The organism is Paenibacillus jilunlii (assembly GCF_900102965.1).
GTDB lineage: Bacteria > Bacillota > Bacilli > Paenibacillales > Paenibacillaceae > Paenibacillus_AQ > Paenibacillus_AQ jilunlii.
On sequence record NZ_FNGM01000013.1, the window covers coordinates 93,540 to 114,361 of the forward strand.

Here is a 20,822-nt window from a genome sequence, read left to right on the forward strand (position 1 = left end):
GAATGAGCAAGCATATGGATAAAATCCTGCGCAATCGGAAAGCCGCTCTTGTCTTCCTGTTGCCTGCATTATTAGTGTATTTGCTTACCGTTCTGGCTCCTATCCTTTGGTCGATGTATTTCAGTTTCTTCTCCTGGGACGGAGTTTCAGATATGCTCTATATCGGCTTTGACAATTACGCCAAGATGTTCGGCGGCGACAAGACATTCTGGAAGGCATTCAGCAACAATCTGATCTATGTTTTCATTATTGTAGCCATGCAGGTGTTTCTTGGTTTGTTGGTTGCCATCTTGCTGACCAGCATCACCAAGGGGAGAGAATTGTTCAAAACATTATATTTTGCCCCTGCTATCATCACGTCAGTAGCCATAGCACAGTTGTTCCAAAATGTGTACTCATTTGAACCGGTCGGAATCCTGAACTTTTGTCTGCAGCAGATGGGTCTTGGAGACTGGAGCAGGCCCTGGCTTTCCGACTTGAAGTGGGCTCTGAGTGCCGTATCGGTACCCGAAGGTTGGCGTTATATCGGTCTTTATATGATTATCTTGTATAGTGCGTTAATTTCCATTCCTTCCGATATCGAGGAAGCTGCCAGAATTGACGGAGCTTCTTCCTGGAACCTGTTCCGTTCGATTAAAATGCCGCTGATTAAGCCGGTTCTGATGGTTTCTATCATTATGGCTACTACGGGGGCGCTGAAAGGGTTCGACATCCCGTATCTCATGACGAACGGGGGACCGGGCCGCGTAACGGAATTGTTGCCGACTTATATGTACAAAACCGCATTCTCCAGTCTGGACTTTGGTTATGGCAGCGCAATGGCCGTATTTATCGTCGTTGAAAGCCTCATTGCAGTCGCCTTTATCAGACGGATGATGGACAGTAAGGAGACCTGATGATGAAATTTTCTGGTTATACTAAAGCGGTTCTTGTGGTAGTTTCCTTTGTTCTGCTTGTCATTCAAGTGTATCCCCTTGTCTGGGTGTTCATCTCCAGTTTTAAGGCGCCTACCGATTTTTCCGGTGATAACCCGCTCAGCCTGCCAAGCCAATTCACTTTCGGAAATTATTCCAGCGTGTGGAATAAAGGGAATTTGGGGACTTATTTTTCCAATAGTCTCATCGTCGCCGTGACGACCATCGTGCTTGTGATCCTGTTCAGCGCCATGGCGGCTTTCGTTATTGAGAAGATGTCTTTTAAATGGAGTCAAAGCGTGCTGTTTCTATTTCTGTGCGGCATTATGATCCCGATTCAGGTCGTGCTCATTCCGCTGTTCATTCTTTATAACAAAATAGGAATTATCAATACGCTCACTTCTCTCATTTTGCCCCAAGTAGGTTTTGCACTGCCGATCTCGATCTATCTTTTCGTGAGCTTCTATAAATACATTTCGAATGAGATCATGGAGGCCGCTGTCATGGATGGCTGCGGTGTGTATCAGGTTTTTTGGCGGATGATTTTCCCGCTATCCCGGAATACGATAGTCACGGTTGTCGTAATGAATCTGATATTTGTCTGGAATGAGTTTATTTTCGCGAATACGTTTATTCATGACCTTAAGTCACGGACCATTCCAGTTGGCTTGATGGATTATATCGGACAGTACGGTTTAACGGATTGGGGAGCCACCTTTGCTGCAATCAGCATTACGACCATCCCGACTATGGTGGTTTACTTCATTTTCAACAAGAGCGTTATTTCCGGTATGACTGCAGGTGCGACTAAAGGTTAATCTCCCATATGCCTTTGACTGAAGGTATACTGATAGTATCAGGTTGCCACTCTTCTTGGTCAGGGGGATTTCATGAGCATAAAACGGCTGTTCCTGTCGATAAGTATCCGAAGCAAGATTATTATTTTGTCCATAGCCTGTTCCTTGCTTCCGCTGGTCCTGATCGCTTCCTTAACCTTTGTCTATTTAAGCAAAGTGATCGAGAACAAGATGTCCGATACCACCTCGAATTTGCTGGGCTCCATCAATTGGAATATCCAGACTTTCGTGAATGACGTGGAATCGATTTCGAAGCTGATGTTGTCTTCCCGGGATGTTCAGAATTTCCTTTCCTATACTAAGAATGATTTCAAGGAGATCTATGACCTTCAAAATGCGACCCGCAGTCTGATCGTCAATATTACCAACAACAAATCCTATATTCGTTACGTTTACGTTGGCAGCGGGCAAAGAGAACTGATTACCACAAACCAATGGGACAGATTGACTTATGACAATATCTATCAGGCGGTCTCACGGACAACATGGTATCAACAGGTGGGGGAGATGGGCGGCCGGGGCTTGTGGCTGAACAGCGACGAAGTCCGGCCTCTCAAGGACAGCCCGAACCTGCTGCTGTACGGCAAACGGTTAAACAATCTTGAAACGCTTGAGCCGATTGGCATGTTGATTATTTCTATTGATAGGCGGGTCTTCGATGAAATGTTCAAGAACATTTCCAATGCGGAAAAAGGCGATTTGATGATCCTGGAACAAAACAAAATCATCTATTCTAATTCCGATAACAATGATTTAAAAAAAGTTCCTCAAAAGGATTTGAATCAAATCTATGATTTGCCTGAGCGGGGGAACCGCATTGAAACGCTTGGCGGGGAACGGTATGTTATCACCTTCGAAACGAATCCGGTAACCCAGTGGAAAGTGGTCAGCATGATCCCCTATTCAAGCATTAACTCGGAAATCATCCTGATTCGTAATGTTACGCTCTCATTGACGCTGGTAGCTTTCCTGCTTGCCGCCTACGGCGCTTATCTCATCTCGAAGCGGATCACCAAACAGTTGACTCTGCTCACTTCTGTAGCAAGAAAAGCGGCAAAACGCGATGAAATCGAAGGAATCTTTTTTATAGAAGAAGATGAAATCGGTAAAATCGGAAATCAATTCCTGAGAATCTTCCGTACCAACACGGAATTGTCGGACAAATTGATCGAAGCCAAGCTTAAGGAGAAGGAAGCTGAACTTCATGCGCTGCAGAGTCAAATCAACCCTCATTTCCTATACAATACGTTGAATTCCATCTATCTAATGGCGGAACGAATCAGTGCCAAAAACATTTCCAAAATGGTCATGTCCCTTTCGAATATTTTTAAATTAAGCTTGAACAACGGGGACTATATTACAACTGTCGGGAATGAAATCGAACAAGTGAAAAATTATTTAGAGATTCAGAACATCCGCTATAAGGGGAAGTTTGAGGTGATCATCGACCTAGAACCTGGAATCGAGCACATCCGCATGCTGAAGCTGCTTATTCAGCCTTTGGTGGAAAATGCGATCTTTCATGGAATCGAGTTGAAGGAGGACAAAGGGAGCATTGTCATTCGGGGCCGAAGGGAAGGGGCAACCCTTATATTCGAAGTTGAGGATGACGGAGTGGGTTTTGATCCTGTGGATATGCAGCCAAGGGGATATGCCTTAAGGAACATACAGGAAAGGATCCAATTGCATTACGGCCAAGGCCGTGGAATCCGCATTGACAGTATTCCGGGTGCCGGAACCAAAATCACCCTTGAGATCGGTATAATGGATTGAGGTCGGGCTATGAAGGGGGACATGTCTTGTATAAACTTTTTATAGCGGATGACGAACAGCTTGTAGTGGAAACGTTGTCGGAAATGATTGACTGGGATGCATTCGGAGTACGAATCATAGGGACGGCAAATAACGGCAAACAAGCGTTGGAACGGATTCTTCAGTCGGATCCGGACATAGTCCTGACAGACATTCGGATGCCCGGCCTGAACGGTCTTGAACTAATCCGTACTCTGAAGGAGAATGGCCGCAAAGCGGAATGCATCATCGTGAGCGGCTATTCCGAGTTTGAATACGCCAAAGAGGCCATTGAACTGGAGGCAGTGGATTATCTGATCAAGCCTGCAGAGCTAGATGAAGTAGCAAGGACCGTCTCAAGGGCAATTCAGCGTCTGGGGCGCAAAGCGGATCAAACGGGGAATAACCCTGAGCTTCGAATTGCAAAAGCATTAGACCGGGCGGTGTTTACGGATCTAATCGTCCATGGAAAACGTCCAGCATTCGATCAAACGCCATACGGACAATATGACCAGTTTGCAGTGATCCTGATCGGAAGCCCGGCGACGCTTTTGCTCGAACGAGTGAAGGACAAGGGCATTGCCGATGCTCTCTCGAGCTTTTTGGCGAACCGCGGAATCGTCGTCGATCTGCTCTACGAACAGCAGAAAGTCATCTTATTATGCATGGCGAACCTGGAGGAAGACGCGCCATTAACGGAAATTCTGATGACTGCAGCCGCAACATTTTCGAATGACGGCTCATGGGACGATACTTTACTGTCGTTTGGAATCGGTCCGGTTGTAACCGAAATAATGCATATGCATATCTCGTATTTGGCAGCCTACAAGGCATGTCAAATGGGTTTGTTCTTCGGCGCTCCGGTAATGGACGCAAGCAGCTGGACGGAGATTACCCGCATTTCTGAAAGAATAGTCTCCGATTGGTCTAATCAAATACAATCCTTCATCCGTTACGAACAAAAAGAGTTCGAAGCGATGCTAGAACGTTGGACGGAATGGGGAACAAAGCAATTAATCGCTCCCGATACCCTAAAGAAGACAGGCGCCCAATGGGCGAACCGGTTGCACGATCTGATCGGGCAGGACTATGGAATCAAGATCGAGAGAGTGACCGGAGACCGCACGCGGCTGATTGAGGAGATACATGAAGCGCCGGATTGGGCATCTTTGAAGAAAATATGTATGAATTTGGCGCAGAGTGTGCAATTTTATTTGAACGTTACGAAAACTACCCTGAAAGAAAAGGTGGTTCATGAAATCAAAGCTTATCTTGAATCCCATTATCATGAGAATATCCAGCTCGATCAGTTGGCAGAGCGGTTTGATCTCAACGCTTCCTATGTAAGCAACTTATATTCTAAATCAACCGGGCAAACGATTCTGGAATATGTCACTTTGCTGCGCATCCGGCAAGCGAAAAAGATGCTGAGGGAAAGCAGCTTCAAAATCTCTAAAATATCCACTAATGTCGGATATGATAACCAGCGGTATTTCTGCCAAGTGTTCAAGAAGCATGTAGGCGTTAGTCCCGGCCAGTATAGAGAAGAGCATATGATAAAAAGTGAAGGAGATCATTCTCCAATTGGGTAATAAAACCTTTACAGTGGCGAATCCTAGCCTATAAGAAGAAGGGGCAATTGCGCGACCACGGCGCAATACGATAAAGGATGAAGGGAGAAGATCTGCTTGATTACGCTCAGAAAAATTACTCTGGAAAACCGGCGTGCTATGTTTAACCTGGAAGTTTCAGAGGATCAACGGCAATTTGTTGCGTCTAATCTGTCAAGTGTGGCGTCTTGTTATGTTCTGGTGACCAATGGGGGACATCCATTCCCATTTATTATTTACGCGGATGAGCAGCCCGTCGGATTTGTTATGTTGGCTTATGGAACCACCGGATACGAAGAACCGTCAATCGCAGAAGACAACTATTGCATCATGCGCCTGATGATTGACAAACAATACCAAAATCGGGGTTATGGACGGGAAGCCATGAGAAAAATCTTGGAATTTATTCGCACCTTTCCGGCAGGGCCAGCACATTACTGCTGGATCCCTTATAAATCAGATAACATCGCTGCCAAAAAGCTTTATGAAGGCTTCGGCTTCCGTGACAATGGTGAAGTCTTCAACAACGAGTCAATAACCGTTTTGCAACTCTGATTTGCTCCCAAACCGTTGAAGAAAGCGGGCTCCAAGAAATGGTCATCTGCAAATGCTATCGCTCAGGGAAACTTGCTCCTCGCTATACGCTTATAGTTTTCTTGCCTTAATTACAAAAGTTACAGGAAGCATCTTTGCTTTTTTTGCAAAATCACTGTTATCGTCCCGTGATTGCATAATTTCATCATCAGATTGCTCAATCATTTGCTCAATGACAAATCCCGCTTTTGAGAGTGCGTTCACATAGGTTGATAGTTTACGGTCCGATAAGGTTAGTGTACTTTCATCAAGAGATACCGAATACCAGGATTCATCGAAATAACATTTTTTAAAAACAAGCATATTATTTTCTGCAACAACACATTTATGTATAGGGTGAGACCAGCTGAAAATAAATGCGCCGTCTTTTTTCAGGTAAGAAGCAATCTGGCAAAAAGTACCCTCAAGGTCGGTTGTCCAGCCTATGGCATAAATGGAATAAACAAAGTCAAAATAATTCTCTGGTATGCCACATTTTTCTTCCATGGGAGAACAGATTAATTTTGCTGAAAGACCGGACGCTGTCAAATGTTGCCTTGTTTTTTCGATTTGGTTTTCTGATATATCCATACCCCATAGTTCAGACGCTTTTCGCTCCCCCAGATATTGCAAAGATTGACCGCTTCCACAGCCGATCTCTAGCATCTTTTTTCCTGAAACATCGCCAAAAAGCTGGCATTTTTCTTCTGAAACAAATGCTCCATACAAAGGAAGCGCGGTTGCTCCTAAAACATCACTTCCTTTTGTATCCCAAAATAAGCTGTTTGTTGTATGAATAACCTTCTTATTCATATCGACCGAGCGGGCGGTACCAACCTCGCCAGCGCCTATAATATTTGTTCTATAAACAGATTTTTTGTCCATACAGACACCCTCCCAAATATATTCAACATAGGATAATTTACCATTCGCCTAAGAACAAATCCACCTAAAATTATCGATCCAGCGTTCACATGCTAATGGTATAGCGGACAAGCGGGTGTTGACGTTGACTTTCATCAGTATCCCGGCATACCACAGCTTTGAGGTGATGGTCCCGCAGGCGGAAGTAAGTCAGTGCTCCGGCGAAAGTAATGTGGACGCGATTGCAAGAGCGCTTAATCCTTAAACCGACAAAAAGAGCAGGCCAGACGAGCAAATTTACTCGTTGTGGCTTGCTTTTTTTGCTCCTATCGGAGATTTTTTTATTTTCAAAAAGGCATTGAATTTTTTGTAACCCTTAGTTATAATACAAGACATAACAATTAAAAGCGCTTACATGAAAGGTGGTGAAGCAAATGAAGATTGCGGGAATGAATATTACGTACAGGCATTTTCCTTTTGAGTACTTCCTGGATCAAGTGGCCGAGCTTGGGCTTGAGCACATCGAGCTGTGGGCGGGCGAGCCTCATTTATACGTCTACCGGAATGTTCTTGGCAACTTGAGGCACATTAGAAGGCAGCTGAAATCCCGAGACATGAAGGTCGTCTGTTATACGCCGGAGCAGTGTGTCTATCCCTTCAATATTGCCGCTTCCGACTCCCGGCTTCGGCAGAAGAGTATCGATTACTTCATTGATAATCTGTACGCCGCTCTGGAGCTGGAGACCAACATGATGCTTGTGACTTCAGGAATAGGAGACTTCGCTGTATCGCCATTGGAATCATGGAAATATGCGGGCGACTCCATCTACCAGATATCTCGGGTGGCTGAGGAGGAAGGGGTGACTTTAGCGTTGGAGCCTCTGACCCGATTTGAATCGAATCTAATTACCGATGCTAAGGGAATCAAGAGGATGCTGGAGGAGGTCCGTTCTCCGTCATTAAAAGGGATGATCGACACCGTAGCGATGCAGCTCGCTGGCGAGACACCCGAAGATTATATCTCCCTGCTCCCGGAGATCGGCCATTTCCACCTGATCGATGGTGACGGCTCGTCTGATGCGCACCTGGCCTTAGATGATGGAGTACTGAATTGGCGGGAATATCTAACCAGTCTTCAGAGCCATAATTATGAGGGGGCTTGTACACTAGAGATTATGGGGTTCAATTACTATCAGAATCCGCAGGAAGCATTTAGGGAATCAATCAGGAAAATAAGGGGAATGGAAGTCTTATCACCTTGATTTGGAGGAACTCGTTATGAGTAATGGCTCACTTACACGAAAACTGGGTTTTTGGTCGGCCCTAGCCATCGCTGTTGGAACTACGGTAGGCTCTGGAATCTTCGTTTCTTCCGGCGATGTCGCAAAAGCTGCGGGTATCCCCTCAATCTCAATTCTAGCCTGGATTATTGGTGGAGTTATTGCGATTCCGCAGGTCATGGTGCTGGCCGAATTGTCGACTGCCTATCCGCAAAATGGAAGCGGTTACGTATACTTGAATAAAGCAGGCTGGAGGCCGTTGGCCTTTCTATACGGATGGGCAACCTTCTGGGCACTCGATCCTCCGTCCATTTCAATTATGGCTCTGGCCATTGTTGCATACCTGGCGAGCTTCTTCCCTTTCTTCGCTGGAATTGCCGGTAAACTGCTGGGAGTAGCGATCATTCTGATCATCACGTCCATCCATTACCGGAGTGTCAAGGCAGGCGGCAGTTTTCAAGTCATTATTACGGCTGTCAAAATCATCCCTTTCCTGATTGTCATTGTGCTGGGCCTCATGTACATGAACTTTGACAACTTTGTTTACACGCCCGCCGCAGGAGCGGCAAGTTCAAGCTTAATTGGTGGTGTATCTGCCACGACGTGGGCTTACACGGGAATGGCCGCCATTTGTTTTATGGCTGGAGAATTCAAAAATCCAGGGAAGGTTCTCCCTCGGGCATTAATTAGTTCGGTACTGATTGTATTGGGTCTATATACGCTGCTTGCGGTATGTGTCACCGGCCTAATGCCGTTCGATAAACTGATGGGCTCCAGCTCCGCTGTGTCCGACGCCATCAAGTATATTCCCGGATTATCCGGCATGGCCTCATCCTTTGTGGCCGTCACCGCGATTATTGTTATTCTGGGTTCCTTGAGCTCTTGCATTATGTTTCAGCCGCGTCTGGAGTATGTCATGGCGAGGGATGGGCTGTTCTTTCAGCGGTTTGCCAAAGTTCATCCCAAATTCGAAACACCAAGCTTCTCGATCATTGCTCAGGTTACGTTGGCTTGTATTCTGGTGTTCTTCAGCAATTTAACCGAACTGCTAGGTTATTTCACGCTGATTCAGCTGGTCATTAACATTCTGGACTTTGCCGCGGTCTATAAATGCCGTAAGAGAGAGGATTATAACCCGATTTACCGCATGCCAATGTGGAAAGTAACCACTATTCTGGCTATCCTTGGGGCAGGATGGCTGGCTTGGGGAACCTTTACGTGGGCTCCAGTGCAGGGCATGATTGCCGCGGCGATAGTCATCGCAACGGGTCTGCCTGTGTATTACTATTGGGAAAAGAAGTATGGATCTAAAAGCAGTCAGGACAACAGTAATATAGTCGCTTAACCCGGATGAAGTGAAGGGAGCCGGCTCTGACCCGCTGACTTCGATTTTACAAAAAAGTTGTTTAAATTGTATTGTCTAGTTATACTACGGTATATAACAAATAAAATTGGATGATATTGGAGAGAGAGAACGCTCCAGTATAGGGAGGGAACGTAAATGTTGAATTTTAACGAACAGTTATTCCTTAAGCTTGTGGAACAAGAGGGCCTGGACTTTAGAGGACAAATTGAAGAGATTGTAGACGGGATTGCCAAGAAAGGGTACAGCAATATTTTTCTGATTGGTGCGGGTGGCACGATTGCGATGATGTATCCTTATGAGTACATTCTGAAATCAAGCTCGACCATTGATGTGCATGCGGAGATTGCCGCTGAATTTATGGTGATGAACAACAGACATTTCAGTAAGGATTCCGTATGTATCTTTACATCTGTGTCGGGAACCACGCAGGAGACCGTTGCGGCAGCGAAGTTCTGTAAGGAACGGGGAGCGACTACGATTGCACTTGTGGCAGAAAGGGATACTCCATTAACCAAAATTGTAGATCACTGCATTACAACCGGTTCGGAGAAACATTCCTTCGATACATTCTTCATGCTCCTGTACATGGTTGTGTTCCGGTTCATGTATAACAACAATGAGTTCCCTCAGTATGAGCAGTTCACGAAGGAAGTTGCCTTATTGCCGCGTGCGATTCTGGACGCAGTCAAGACCTTTGACCCTAAAGCGGAAGCTTTTGCAAAAGAACATAAAGACACTGACTATCATATGATGGTTGGCTCCGGCAACCTGTGGGGGAATACGTACTCCTACGCGATGTGTATCCTGGAAGAAATGCAGTGGATTCATGCGAAGTCGATTCATGCGGCGGAATTCTTCCATGGCACGCTTGAGCTTGTGGTTGAAGATACCAGTGTTATTCTGCTGAAAGGCGAAGATGAGACAAGACCGCTGATGGACCGGGTGGAGAGATTCGCCGAGAAAATTACGAAGAAGCTGACCATTATTGATACCAAAGACTTTGCCATGGAAGGCATCAGCGAGGAGTTCAGAAAGCATTTTGCCGTAAGTATCAACTGGTCTGTCCTAAGCCGTATCAGCGCCTACCTGGAGCGTGAGAGAAATCATCCGTTAACCCTTAGAAGATACTATCGCCAAATGGAATATTAAGATACGCAGCCTTTGTTCATTCTATATTGATGCATTTGATTTGAGCACTACTTCGTAGTGCTCATTCTTTAATAGCAGGGAAGGCGGGAGCAAGATGAGAATCATTACAGTCGGGGATAACTGCATGGATGTCTATCAAGCAAGCGGCACAACCTATCCCGGAGGCAATCCGGTGAATGTGGCCGTCTATTTAACTGAAATGGGTGCAAAAACGGCCTATCTGGGCTGGGTGGGCACTGACATTTATGGGGAGATCATGATTCAGGCTATTCAGGACAAGGGCGTGGATACTTCCCGGATTTCACAAAAGGACGGAAAAACAGCGGTAACCCACGTGGAGATGGTGGAGAATGACCGGAGGTTCGGTGATTACGACGAGGGAGTGATGGCACATTTTTTCCTTACAGCGGAAGAGCTTGATTTTGCCGGGAATTATCAGCTTGTCCACTCGGGGATATGGGGCCATGCCGATCCGTACTTTCCTCTCTTTAAGGAAAAGGGCCTGATCACCTCCTTTGATTTCTCGGATCAGTTGAAGGATGACCGGGTACAGACGTTAACGCCCTATGTAGACTATCCATTCTTTTCGTACACTCAGGATGATGACTATATCCGCCAGCTCCTGGTAGAGGCCAAGCAAAGAGGAGCGCAGATTGCCGTGGCTACCTTGGGAGAGAACGGTTCGCTTGCTTACGATGGGGAACAATTCTTTCCGCACGGCGTAGGTAAGGTGAACGTCGTGGATACGATGGGAGCTGGGGATTCCTTCATTGCCGGGTTCATTTACGGCCGATTGAAAGGGCTTTCGACCGAGAACTGCCTAGAGCTTGGGGCAAACACAGCTGCAAAGACGATAGGTTATTTCGGCGCATGGTGACTGGAGATGATCATCAATGTATAATACGTATTATACATTGATGGATAAGGATGAATTTGCCATGAATTTAAATCCTTCAACCCCCCAGCCGCTGTATATGCAGATCAGGCAAATGTTGAAGAACGATATCCAGAACGGACGATACAAACCGGATGAACAGATTCCAACGGAAGCAGAGCTTTGTGATACTTATAGTGTAAGCCGAATCACCATACGGAAAGCGATTGAGGAGCTCGTGCGGGAAGGAACCCTGACGCGAATTCCTCGTAGAGGCACGTTTGTAGCCTCCAACAAATTTCATAATGAACTGTTATCCGTAAGCGGATTCTCAGAGTTCAGCCACCAGCTGGGCATGATTCCGAACTCACGGATATTAAGAAGTGAAGTTATCCCGGCGTCTGAAGAGGTGGCCGGACATCTTCTTATTGAAGAAGGCAGCCCCGTGTTGGAGCTTGAACGGCTGATGTATGTAGATGACCGCCCGCTTTTCTATGATATTGCCCATTATTCACTCACCCGGTTTCCGGATTTGGAAAAGAAGATCGCAATGAAAGAATCGACTTACAAGATTCTGTCGGAGGATTACCATACCGAGATTGTGAGCAATGACAAGATCATAGATGTGATCGGTGCGACCAAAGATTATGCGAAATTTCTTGAATGTGATATCGGGGCGAACTTGTTCCGGATATTAAAAATTGCTTTTGACGCAAACGATGAGCCTGTTCATCTCTCCACATTTATGTGTGAGACTAATCGGGTCAATCTGACGGTCCACCGGGCAAAATAGGCCATGCTCATCGGCATGGCCCGCAGGAGGATTTATTTGTAGCGCCCTGACGTTAAGACCGCATAATGGATACAAGTATTGCATCCTCATGCCCTTATGCATACAGTCACAAAAAAGGAGCGAATAAGTAAATGCCTTATTCGCTCCTTCCATATTTGGGCAACGGCCGCTTCTCTAATTATTTGATAACGACATATTCCAGACCCACCAGCTTGGCATAAGTAACAATCTGGTCGGTTGTCAGGTTCAAGGATACAACGGTGTGGTGGCCGCCGCCGTTCTCAATCCAGGCTTTGACCCCATCCTGGAAGTTCGGCTTTACCTTCCACAACACACGGGCTACCGGAAGCTTCGGAGCCGGCACCGTCGGTTCGAAGGCCTCCACCTCGTTGATTAGCAGCTTATAGTGCGTGCCGAAGTCGGCCATGGATACAACTACGCCTTCTCCTGCTTTGCCGTCAAATACGAGACGGGCCGGATCTTCACGGTCGCCAATGCCCAGCGGCGATACGACGACCTTCGGTTTGCTGCTGGCCAGACATGGATCTACCTCAAGCATGTGGGATTGCAGAATGGCTTCCTGGCCTGCTGCCATTTCGTAAGTGTAATCTTCCATGAAGCCGGTGTTCTGGTTATGGCTCATCACTTTCAGCAGGCGGTCCAGGGCAGCCGTCTTCCAGTCCCCTTCGCCGGCGAAGCCGTAGCCTTGTGCCATCAGGCGCTGCACCGCTAGACCCGGAAGCTGCTTCATGCCGTGCAGGTCTTCGAAGTTCGAAGTGAAGGCGTTATAGCCGCCATTATCCAGGAAACGTTTCAGAGCGATTTCATAGCTGGCCTGTACTTTGACGCTGGCTTCCCATGCGTCCTTGCTGTAAGCGCCATACTCAAAATCATACAGCTCTGCGTATTCTGCGAACAGCGCATCAATTTCTTCTTCCTTCACAGCCTTCACGTACTCCACAAAGTCGCCAATACCATAGTAGTCAACGGTCCAACCGAATTGGATTTGGGCTTCGACCTTGTCGCCTTCTGTAACACCGACGTTGCGCATGTTGTCGCCAAAGCGGGCAACCTTGATGCTGAAGCTCTCGTTGTAAGCAACCGCTACGTCCATCCATGCTGCGATTTGCTTCTGCACCTCGGCGCGCTCCCAGTAGCCTACTACCACTTTGTTTTGCTTGTTCAGACGGGCATTGATGAAGCCGTATTCGCGGTCGCCATGGGCAGCCTGGTTAAGGTTCATGAAATCCATATCAATGGTAGCCCAAGGAATGCTCTCATTGTATTGGGTTGCCAAGTGAAGCAATGGCTTCTGCAACAGTTTCGTTCCGCGAATCCACATTTTTGCCGGAGAAAAGGTGTGCATCCAGGTGATAACGCCGGCAACCTCGTCACGATAGTTGACTTCTTTCATGATAGAAGTGATTTTGTCCGCGCTGACGGCCAGATCCTGCAATACGAGCGGATAAGGCAGAACACCGCTGTTATTGAGCGCGTCGGTCATAGCCTGTGCATGAGCCTTAACTTCTCCAAGTGCTTCTTCTCCGTAAAGATGCTGCGATCCTACAACAAACCAGAACTGCTTGGCGCTTACTGTTGACATAATGCTCATCCTCTTTTCTTATTTTGATGATTTCTGAAGTCCAATGTATTGCAATTACTTCTGGCCGTAGTAAGCGTCCTTGCCATGCTTCCGTAGGTAGTGTTTATCCAGAATCCGCTGCGGCAGTTCTTCGGCAAAATGGTTGAGTTCCCTGGCAAACAAATTCATCTTGGAGACTTCCTCCAGCACCACACTGTTCATCACTGCGGATTGGGCATCCTTCCCCCAGGTGAACGGAGCATGGCCCTTAAGCAAGACACCGGGCACCGCCATAATATCCAGACCCCGCTGCTCAAAGGTTTCGATGATGACATGTCCGGTTTCCGCTTCATAGCCGCGGTCAATCTCCTCCTGGGTCAGGAAGCGGGCACAAGGTACGGAGCCATAGAAGGTATCGGCATGCGTAGTCCCCATGACAGGAACATCAAGACCGGCCTGAGCCCAGACTGTCGCCCATGTCGAGTGCGTATGCACAATGCCGCCAATCTCTGGATAATGCTTGTACAGTACGGCATGGGTTGGTGTATCAGAGGAAGGTCTGAGATCGCCTTCAACTACATTGCCGTCGAAATCCACAACCACCATATCGCCCGGCTTCATTGTGTCATAATGAACGCCGCTTGGTTTGATTACGAACAGGCGGCTTGCCCGGTCAACCGCGCTTACATTGCCCCACGTGTATTTAACGAGTCCATGCTTAGGCAGGTCCAGATTGGCCTGGAATACCTCTTCTTTCAGATGCTCTAACATGTTACTCCCTCCAGTTCTCTACCAGGTGATCTACCGCAGCCTGCTCAATCGCAAGACCCTTGCTGTAGCGTTCCAGGAAAAGTTCAAAACCTGCAACATCAGCGCTGTCCGGATGAATCTTTTGTCCTTCGGCAGCCTTAAACACTTTGTCTTCAAGGAAGTCAGCCAGGGGTTCCTGCTGACCTTTGTTTGACATATAAGCAGCCAGAATCGCTATTCCCCATGCTCCGCCTTCTCCGGCTGTTGCCATGACAGAAACCGGGACATTCAGTGCGGCTGCAACCATTCTTTGCCCAACGATTGGGGTTTTAAACAGTCCGCCGTGAGCCAGAATAATGTCGATAGCGACATTTTCTTTCTTAGTCAGAATGTCCATTCCGATCTTCAAAGCGGCAAAAGCGGAATACAGATGTGTCCGCATGAAATTGGCCAGATTGAAACGGCTCTCAGGCGAGCGGACAAACAGCGGCCGGCCTTTCTCAATCCCGGTAATATTCTCACCGGAGAAATATCCGTAGCTGAGCAAGCCTCCGCCATCGGAGTCCGCTTCCAGCGCTTTTTTGAACATCACACTGAACAGTTGGTTCGGATCCGCCTTTTGTCCCATCGCCTCATAGAACTCGCGGAACAGACCCAGCCAGGCATTGATATCGCTTGAGCAGTTATTGGCATGAACCATCCCCACCGGGCTGCCGTCCGGCGTAGTTACCATATCAATTTCCGGATATACGGCTGAAAGATCCTTCTCCAGGACAATCATCGCAAAAACTGAGGTGCCTACGGAAATATTGCCGGTCCGCTTTCTGACACTGTTCGTAGCCACCATACCTGTACCGGCGTCGCCTTCCGGAGGACAGAGCGGAATGCCTGGCTGCAGGTCACCGGAGACATCCAGTAACTTAACACCGGCTTCGGTTAAGACGCCTGCCTGCTCCCCTGCATGGAAGACCTTGGGAAGAAGGTCCCGCAGCTTCCACGGGTAGCCCTTGGCGGCAATAAGCTCATCGAATTGCTTAACCATCGGGGCGTTATAATCTTGCGCAGCTTCATCAATCGGGAACATCCCCGAGGCATCCCCGATGCCGATGGCCTTGCTGCCGGTCAGCAGCCAGTGAATATAACCGGCCAAGGTCGTTATGAACCGGGCGTGAGGCACGTGTTGTTCCCCGTTCAATATAGCTTGATATAAATGAGCAATACTCCAGCGTTCAGGAATGTTGAACTTAAAGGTATCCGTCAATTCTTTTGCGGCAGCACCAGTGGTTGCATTGCGCCAGGTCCGGAACGGAACAAGCAGCTCCCCCTTGTCGTCAAAAACCATATACCCATGCATCATTGCCGAAAATCCCATAGAACCGACTGTTGTAAGGGTAACACCATATTTCTGCTCAACTTCCAGCTTCATTTCGCTGTAGGCGGTCTGCAGCCCCTTGATAATGTCCGTCAAATGGTACGTCCAATAGCCGTCCACCAATAGATTTTCCCACTCATAGCTTCCGGAGGCGATTGTCTCAAAACGATAATCAATCAGCACTGCCTTGATACGTGTGGACCCAAATTCAATACCAAGTGAGGTTTCTCCCTTGCGTATCGCTTGCTTGATGTTCTGATCCATGCTCACGTGACTCCTCTCTGACCAAACGGTTATAATATCACAATAGAAAGAAGGCGCTTCCTTTAACAGACTTAGTATATTTTTTGTTCGTACATTTGTCAATGCATTAGAAAAGATATACCTACAAATATCGCGAAATTCTGCTTTGTTTCCTTTTTTGAAAGTTTATACTGTTTATACATACGGACTATGGATTATAATAGGCTAATATTCATGCTATAATATGTACGTACAACTATTGCAGACAGACCCATATGCGTTTGAACAATCATGAAAGAAGTGAGTAACGTGAAAACCAAATATCAGGTTATTTTTGATGATATAAAAAGCAATATTCTATCAGGAGCGTATAATGTAGGCGAACAAATCCCCACTGAATCCGCATTGCAGGAAATGTACAACGTTAGCCGGCAGACGGTCCGGAAAGCGATTTTAGAATTGTCCAACGAGGGGTTCCTCAGGAGTGAAAAAGGCTCCGGCACGTACGTCAGCAACCAGTTCCGTAATAAATCCGGAGGCAGCTCCAATAATAAAACCATCGGTGTGATCACCACCTATATCTCGGACTACATCTTCCCGTCCATCATCCGCGGGATTGAGGGCCGGTTAAATGAGGATAATTATTCGCTTTTGTTAGCCAGTACCAACAATGATGTTGCCCAGGAAAAGAAAGCGCTGGAAATGATGCTGTCCTTCGGTGTAGAGGGTCTGATTATTGAACCTACGAAAAGCAATCTGTACAATCCCAATATCGCCTACTACCTGTCATTTAAGGAACAGGACGTTCCCTTCATCATGATTAATGCCTATTATGAGGAATTGGAGGTTCCCTTCTTTTGTCTCGATGATGTCCAGTCCAGTTATCTGGCAACCAAAGAGCTGATCTCCAAAGGACATACCCAAATCGGGATCATTGCCAAAATGGATGATTTGCAAGGAAAATACCGCATGAAAGGCTATATCAAAGCGCTTGGAGAAGCCAAACTGCGGTTTCACCCCGAGCAGGTGCTCTCCTTCGATACCGAGACAAAGCATGAGTTGTCCGCCAACCTAAAGAACTTCCTAAGCGAAAATAGAGAGGTGCTGACCGCAATTGTCTGCTACAACGACGAGGTAGGCCTGGAAGCTGTTAATGTGTGCAGGCAACTGGACATCGCTATTCCGGGGGATTTATCGATCATTGGCCAGGACAATTCTTACATTGCCAAGAACGCCAGCATTAAACTGACGACCTTAACACATCCCCAGGAACAAATGGGACGCGATGCCGCAGAATGGGTCATTAAGAAGCTGCAGGGAAAGAAGGATCTGCGAAGCAGCACCTACTACCAGCCTGTGTTGATTCAAGGGGAGACGGTAAGAGCGCTGGAGTAGATTGGAGCCTCGGGGGTAATATCCGGGAGTGCTCCGGCAATGGGGCGGACACCTAAGGTGTCCGCTTTTTTGTGTGGGATATTCGCAGGCAAATGAACGTTCAGCATAGGCTGTACGTATTATAAATATTCAGTTGGAAAGGCGTATAAGTATAGGACAATAAAGAGGTGAAGAGAAATGCTTACAATCACACATTTTACCAAGAGCTATAAGGGGGGTAAAAAGGCAGTAAATGACCTGAATTTAGTGGTCGGGCGAGGCGATATCTATGGCTTTATCGGACATAACGGTGCAGGCAAAACAACAACCATCCGGGCAGTCGTTGGTGTGCTTGATTTTGAAGAAGGGGATATTGAAATTGACGGTGTCTCCATTAAGAAAGATCCGGTAGCCTGCAAGGCGAAAACTGCTTATATTCCTGATAACCCGGATCTATACGATCATCTTACCGGCATACAATACTTGAATTTTATTGCTGATCTCTTTAGCGTATCCAAGGCGGACCGTGAGCGGCTCATTAAAAAATACAGCGATGCTTTTCAGATTACGGCGAATTTGGGGGATATGATCTCATCGTATTCCCATGGTATGAAGCAAAAACTTGCCATTATCTCTGCTCTCATTCATAAACCAAAGCTGTTAGTGTTAGACGAACCCTTTGTCGGCCTTGATCCAAAGGCAGCTCACATGCTGAAGACTATCATGGTAGAGCTGTGCAGCAACGGCAGTGCCATCTTCTTCTCAACCCATGTGCTGGATGTGGCAGAGAAGCTCTGCAATAAGATAGCGATCATCAAGGGAGGCCAATTGATAGCCCATGGCAGGACGGAAGAAGTAAAGGGCAAGAATAGCCTGGAGGATGTATTCCTGGAGCTGATAGATAATGATTAATATATGGAGATTAACGAAGCTCCAGCTGCTCTCTTCATTCGGATTAAACAAAGCTCTACATACCAAGGAGGTTAAGGAAAGACGCAAAGCGCTTCTGTTGAGCACCGGTATTCTGGCGGGTGTGCTCATGATAGCAGCGGCTTCTTTTGGATACAGCTTTATGATGGCGCTGGCTTTTGAACAAATGGGGCGGATGGATCTGCTGCTGGCCATAATGATGGCTGTTACTTCTCTTGTAGGGTTCTTCACAACGGTCTATAAGGCAAGCGGTGTATTATTCAGCTACAGAGACTACGATTTGGTGATGTCGCTGCCTATTAAGACGACTCATGTTGTCGCAAGCCGTATTCTTCAGCTCTATGTGCTGAATATGTTTTTTACGGTGATGGTTATGCTGCCAGCAGGTGTGGTCTATGCTATAAAGGTGAATCCTGGAGCGTTGTTTTATCTGTTTTTTCTAATAACACTCTTATGTATTCAATTACTGCCGATTATTGCTGCAACGATTATTGGCGCATCTGTTAGCTGGATCGCTTCCCGGTTCAAAGCGAGCCGGATGATCAGCCTGGTGTTAACCTTTGCCGTAATGATTGCGCTCATGGTGGGTTCATTTGGGATGAATGGAAACGGGCAGGCGCTTGCTGATATGGGAACCGGGCTGGCAGATATGATATTTAAGCTGTATCCTCTTGCTGCCATATATGTAGATGCGGTTTGTTCGTACCGGGTGGGCTCATTGTTATTATTTATTGTGCTGTCTGTACTTTCATTTATGATATTTGCCACTGTACTTGGTACAAAATATAAAGCTATTCATACAGGTCTAACGACCTCTCATGCAAGCAGTAAATATATAATGAAGCCATTGGAAGCATCCTCTCCATTTCGTGCACTGTATAAGAAGGAGCTGCGCCGGTATTTCAGTTCTTCTATTTATGTATTGAATACAAGTATGGGCATGATTCTTTTACTGGTGATGTCGGTTGCTTTATTGTTTGTCAGCCCGGGAAAGCTGGGGGAACTCATCGAAATTCCACAACTATCCCATTATTTGAGTACGGTGGCTCCCATCATAGTTTCCTTGTTCGTAACTTTAAGCTGTACAACGTCAAGCGCCATTTCTCTTGAAGGTAATCATTTATGGATACTCAAAAGCTCACCCGTATCAAAACAAAGCATATTGCTCAGTAAAGTTGCCGTGAATCTCACCATTACACTGCCGATTGTGGTTGTGAGTGATGTCCTGCTTATGATATCGCTGCATATGGGATGGATCGAAAGCTTATTATTGCTTGTTATCCCTTCGATATATGCTTGTTATTCAGCGATGCTGGGCATTATTATTAATTTGAAATTACCTAAACTGGAGTGGACAAGTGAAGTTGCGGTGGTCAAACAGAGTGCGGCTGTCCTTGCATCCATGTTCATAGGGATCATTAGTCTATTAATTCCATTGGGGATATCCCTTCTTCTGGCTCATGTGAATGGCAAGCTCATTTTGTCAGGTGTTGGAATGCTTATGATAGCGGTATGCATAGCAATGTTCAGATATATGCAGACAAAAGGGGAGCGGTTGGTTCAGAAGCTGTGACACATCTAACGGAGGGTTCTCGCACATGGCTAAAACCATTGTAGAAAAATTAAATTTACAGAAATTCAAGAAAGTTGCTGTATTGTACAGACCCGAGAATGAAAATAGTTTAGCGGGGTTAGGAGACCATGATACTGAATTGACAGGCACCCAGTATGATCTCATTTTTGCCTACGTGCTCAATATGGAGTCGCTGCAGGATTTGGTCAGTCAAGTAATCGGCCACAATTACTTAGATAAAGGAGGCTATTTGTACGCAGCTTATCCCAAAAAGGGGAATAAGGTTTATTCCACCTATATCCATAGAGACAGCCTTTTTGAGGGGGTAGGGGCCGGTGAGGACGGCTATATTGGGACGAGCAGCCTGAAGTTTGCGCGTATGGTGGGCTTAAACGATGTGTTTACCGTTGTCGGTTTCAAAGAGGAGGCTCGAAAGAAAAAAGATGCGTCCTCCAAGCCGAGTCAACGTGTGGACGATTATACCTCCATGATTCCTGCTGTAGAAAAAGAGCTGCAGGACAGCCCGGAGGCGCTGGCTTTATACCAATCCCTGACTCCCGGCTACCGGAAGGATTGGGCCCGTTATGTATACAGTGCCGTACAAGAGGAAACTAGAGTAAAACGCCGGGCAGAAATGATAAAGATTTTAGGTGAGGGGTATAAAAGCGTCGATATGTACCGAAGAGATAAGCCGTAAGCCAGCCCTCCGCTGATAGAAAGTTATTTTCAAGGAGAAAAACTGTAATTTTCCAATATAGGACTGAATATCCTATAATTAAGATGAGACATCCGCTTGTTTATGATTTTGGGTTCAGCTTGAATTTACATTGTGAATTTTACAAAGGCGTAGTTGTCCGTTAATACTTCTTTTACACTCATCTTCTATAGTTAAGCAATTATAAACATATAGAGGGGACATTAAACTCA

General features: G+C 46.5%; 18 protein-coding genes and 1 pseudogene. 15 read left to right on the forward strand and 4 right to left on the reverse strand.

Translation table 11 applies throughout. The features are described 5' to 3' along the window. Positions 1 to 14: 14 nt before the first annotated feature. From BLQ82_RS20980 to BLQ82_RS21000, 5 genes are all read left to right on the forward strand, one after another. Entirely contained in the window at positions 15 to 896 is an 882-nt protein-coding gene (locus tag BLQ82_RS20980; RefSeq protein ID WP_208810742.1) for a carbohydrate ABC transporter permease, read from the forward strand. Further along, complete coding sequence (locus BLQ82_RS20985) at positions 896 to 1,732, forward strand: carbohydrate ABC transporter permease (RefSeq protein ID WP_062526007.1); 837 nt, start codon at positions 896 to 898, stop codon at positions 1,730 to 1,732. The genes BLQ82_RS20980 and BLQ82_RS20985 overlap by 1 nt, the downstream gene beginning before the upstream one ends. A 72-nt stretch (positions 1,733 to 1,804) precedes the next feature. Beyond that, entirely contained in the window at positions 1,805 to 3,544 is a 1,740-nt protein-coding gene (locus BLQ82_RS20990) for a cache domain-containing sensor histidine kinase (protein WP_062526005.1), read from the forward strand. Between the two features lie 26 nt (positions 3,545 to 3,570). Further along, positions 3,571 to 5,154 carry a response regulator gene (locus BLQ82_RS20995; protein WP_062526003.1) on the forward strand — a complete coding sequence of 528 codons (1,584 nt, stop codon included), beginning with the start codon at positions 3,571 to 3,573 and terminating at the stop codon, positions 5,152 to 5,154. Between the two features lie 96 nt (positions 5,155 to 5,250). Next, a complete protein-coding gene (locus BLQ82_RS21000; protein ID WP_062526001.1) occupies positions 5,251 to 5,727 on the forward strand; it encodes a GNAT family N-acetyltransferase in 477 nt (158 codons plus the stop codon). Positions 5,728 to 5,817: 90 nt separating this feature from the next. On the opposite strand, the gene BLQ82_RS21005 is transcribed toward BLQ82_RS21000, so the two are convergent. Then, positions 5,818 to 6,630, reverse strand: coding sequence for a class I SAM-dependent methyltransferase (locus BLQ82_RS21005; RefSeq protein WP_062525999.1), 813 nt, complete (start codon positions 6,628 to 6,630; stop codon positions 5,818 to 5,820). Between the two features lie 108 nt (positions 6,631 to 6,738). Here BLQ82_RS21005 and BLQ82_RS32735 point away from each other — a divergent pair. The 6 genes and pseudogenes from BLQ82_RS32735 to BLQ82_RS21030 form a co-directional block, all read left to right on the forward strand. After that, positions 6,739 to 6,874: pseudogene (locus tag BLQ82_RS32735) on the forward strand (alpha/beta hydrolase); the annotation flags it as partial. Between the two features lie 169 nt (positions 6,875 to 7,043). Next, on the forward strand, positions 7,044 to 7,871 hold the full coding sequence (locus BLQ82_RS21010) for a sugar phosphate isomerase/epimerase family protein (protein WP_062525997.1): 828 nt from the start codon (positions 7,044 to 7,046) through the stop codon (positions 7,869 to 7,871). A 16-nt stretch (positions 7,872 to 7,887) separates the two neighbouring features. Next, positions 7,888 to 9,234: an amino acid permease gene (locus BLQ82_RS21015; RefSeq protein WP_062525995.1), complete on the forward strand. Its 1,347-nt coding sequence runs from the start codon at positions 7,888 to 7,890 to the stop codon at positions 9,232 to 9,234. Positions 9,235 to 9,390: 156 nt separating this feature from the next. Further along, entirely contained in the window at positions 9,391 to 10,404 is a 1,014-nt protein-coding gene (locus BLQ82_RS21020) for an SIS domain-containing protein (protein ID WP_062525993.1), read from the forward strand. A gap of 94 nt (positions 10,405 to 10,498) precedes the next feature. Further along, positions 10,499 to 11,281 carry a fructoselysine 6-kinase gene (gene frlD, locus BLQ82_RS21025; RefSeq protein ID WP_062525991.1) on the forward strand — a complete coding sequence of 261 codons (783 nt, stop codon included), beginning with the start codon at positions 10,499 to 10,501 and terminating at the stop codon, positions 11,279 to 11,281. A gap of 61 nt (positions 11,282 to 11,342) precedes the next feature. Continuing rightward, a complete protein-coding gene (locus BLQ82_RS21030; protein WP_062526178.1) occupies positions 11,343 to 12,071 on the forward strand; it encodes a GntR family transcriptional regulator in 729 nt (242 codons plus the stop codon). A gap of 178 nt (positions 12,072 to 12,249) precedes the next feature. Here BLQ82_RS21030 and araA read toward each other — a convergent pair whose 3' ends face one another. The 3 genes from araA to BLQ82_RS21045 are packed head-to-tail and all read right to left on the reverse strand — an operon-like array spanning position 12,250 to position 16,039. Continuing rightward, on the reverse strand, positions 12,250 to 13,674 hold the full coding sequence (gene araA, locus BLQ82_RS21035; protein ID WP_062525989.1) for an L-arabinose isomerase: 1,425 nt from the start codon (positions 13,672 to 13,674) through the stop codon (positions 12,250 to 12,252). A gap of 54 nt (positions 13,675 to 13,728) precedes the next feature. Then, positions 13,729 to 14,424 carry an L-ribulose-5-phosphate 4-epimerase gene (locus BLQ82_RS21040; protein ID WP_062525987.1) on the reverse strand — a complete coding sequence of 232 codons (696 nt, stop codon included), beginning with the start codon at positions 14,422 to 14,424 and terminating at the stop codon, positions 13,729 to 13,731. Between the two features lies 1 nt (position 14,425). After that, positions 14,426 to 16,039 carry a xylulokinase gene (locus BLQ82_RS21045; RefSeq protein ID WP_062525985.1) on the reverse strand — a complete coding sequence of 538 codons (1,614 nt, stop codon included), beginning with the start codon at positions 16,037 to 16,039 and terminating at the stop codon, positions 14,426 to 14,428. A gap of 288 nt (positions 16,040 to 16,327) precedes the next feature. On the opposite strand from BLQ82_RS21045, the gene BLQ82_RS21050 reads away from it, so the two are divergent. The 4 genes from BLQ82_RS21050 (at position 16,328) to BLQ82_RS21065 (ending at position 20,592) form a co-directional block, all read left to right on the forward strand. Continuing rightward, a complete protein-coding gene (locus tag BLQ82_RS21050; RefSeq protein WP_062525983.1) occupies positions 16,328 to 17,413 on the forward strand; it encodes a GntR family transcriptional regulator in 1,086 nt (361 codons plus the stop codon). Between the two features lie 177 nt (positions 17,414 to 17,590). Continuing rightward, entirely contained in the window at positions 17,591 to 18,304 is a 714-nt protein-coding gene (locus BLQ82_RS21055; RefSeq protein ID WP_062525981.1) for an ABC transporter ATP-binding protein, read from the forward strand. Positions 18,305 to 18,431: 127 nt separating this feature from the next. Continuing rightward, on the forward strand, positions 18,432 to 19,895 hold the full coding sequence (locus BLQ82_RS21060; RefSeq protein WP_244280904.1) for a putative ABC transporter permease subunit: 1,464 nt from the start codon (positions 18,432 to 18,434) through the stop codon (positions 19,893 to 19,895). A gap of 25 nt (positions 19,896 to 19,920) precedes the next feature. After that, on the forward strand, positions 19,921 to 20,592 hold the full coding sequence (locus BLQ82_RS21065) for a YdeI/OmpD-associated family protein (RefSeq protein WP_062525977.1): 672 nt from the start codon (positions 19,921 to 19,923) through the stop codon (positions 20,590 to 20,592). Positions 20,593 to 20,822 lie beyond the last annotated feature (230 nt).

What these genes read in the sequence shown, in the direction of transcription:
- BLQ82_RS20980 (WP_208810742.1), top strand. Translation starts at nt 15, where the DNA reads ATGGATAAAATCCTGCGCAATCGGAAAGCCGCTCTTGTCTTCCTGTTG.
- BLQ82_RS20985 (WP_062526007.1), top strand. Translation starts at nt 896, where the DNA reads ATGATGAAATTTTCTGGTTATACTAAAGCGGTTCTTGTGGTAGTTTCC.
- BLQ82_RS20990 (WP_062526005.1), top strand. Translation starts at nt 1,805, where the DNA reads ATGAGCATAAAACGGCTGTTCCTGTCGATAAGTATCCGAAGCAAGATT.
- BLQ82_RS21005 (WP_062525999.1), bottom strand. Translation starts at nt 6,630, where the DNA reads ATGGACAAAAAATCTGTTTATAGAACAAATATTATAGGCGCTGGCGAG.
- BLQ82_RS21010 (WP_062525997.1), top strand. Translation starts at nt 7,044, where the DNA reads ATGAAGATTGCGGGAATGAATATTACGTACAGGCATTTTCCTTTTGAG.
- BLQ82_RS21015 (WP_062525995.1), top strand. Translation starts at nt 7,888, where the DNA reads ATGAGTAATGGCTCACTTACACGAAAACTGGGTTTTTGGTCGGCCCTA.
- BLQ82_RS21020 (WP_062525993.1), top strand. Translation starts at nt 9,391, where the DNA reads ATGTTGAATTTTAACGAACAGTTATTCCTTAAGCTTGTGGAACAAGAG.
- frlD (WP_062525991.1), top strand. Translation starts at nt 10,499, where the DNA reads ATGAGAATCATTACAGTCGGGGATAACTGCATGGATGTCTATCAAGCA.
- BLQ82_RS21030 (WP_062526178.1), top strand. Translation starts at nt 11,343, where the DNA reads ATGAATTTAAATCCTTCAACCCCCCAGCCGCTGTATATGCAGATCAGG.
- araA (WP_062525989.1), bottom strand. Translation starts at nt 13,674, where the DNA reads ATGTCAACAGTAAGCGCCAAGCAGTTCTGGTTTGTTGTAGGATCGCAG.
- BLQ82_RS21040 (WP_062525987.1), bottom strand. Translation starts at nt 14,424, where the DNA reads ATGTTAGAGCATCTGAAAGAAGAGGTATTCCAGGCCAATCTGGACCTG.
- BLQ82_RS21045 (WP_062525985.1), bottom strand. Translation starts at nt 16,039, where the DNA reads ATGGATCAGAACATCAAGCAAGCGATACGCAAGGGAGAAACCTCACTT.
- BLQ82_RS21055 (WP_062525981.1), top strand. Translation starts at nt 17,591, where the DNA reads ATGCTTACAATCACACATTTTACCAAGAGCTATAAGGGGGGTAAAAAG.
- BLQ82_RS21060 (WP_244280904.1), top strand. Translation starts at nt 18,432, where the DNA reads ATGATAGCAGCGGCTTCTTTTGGATACAGCTTTATGATGGCGCTGGCT.
- BLQ82_RS21065 (WP_062525977.1), top strand. Translation starts at nt 19,921, where the DNA reads ATGGCTAAAACCATTGTAGAAAAATTAAATTTACAGAAATTCAAGAAA.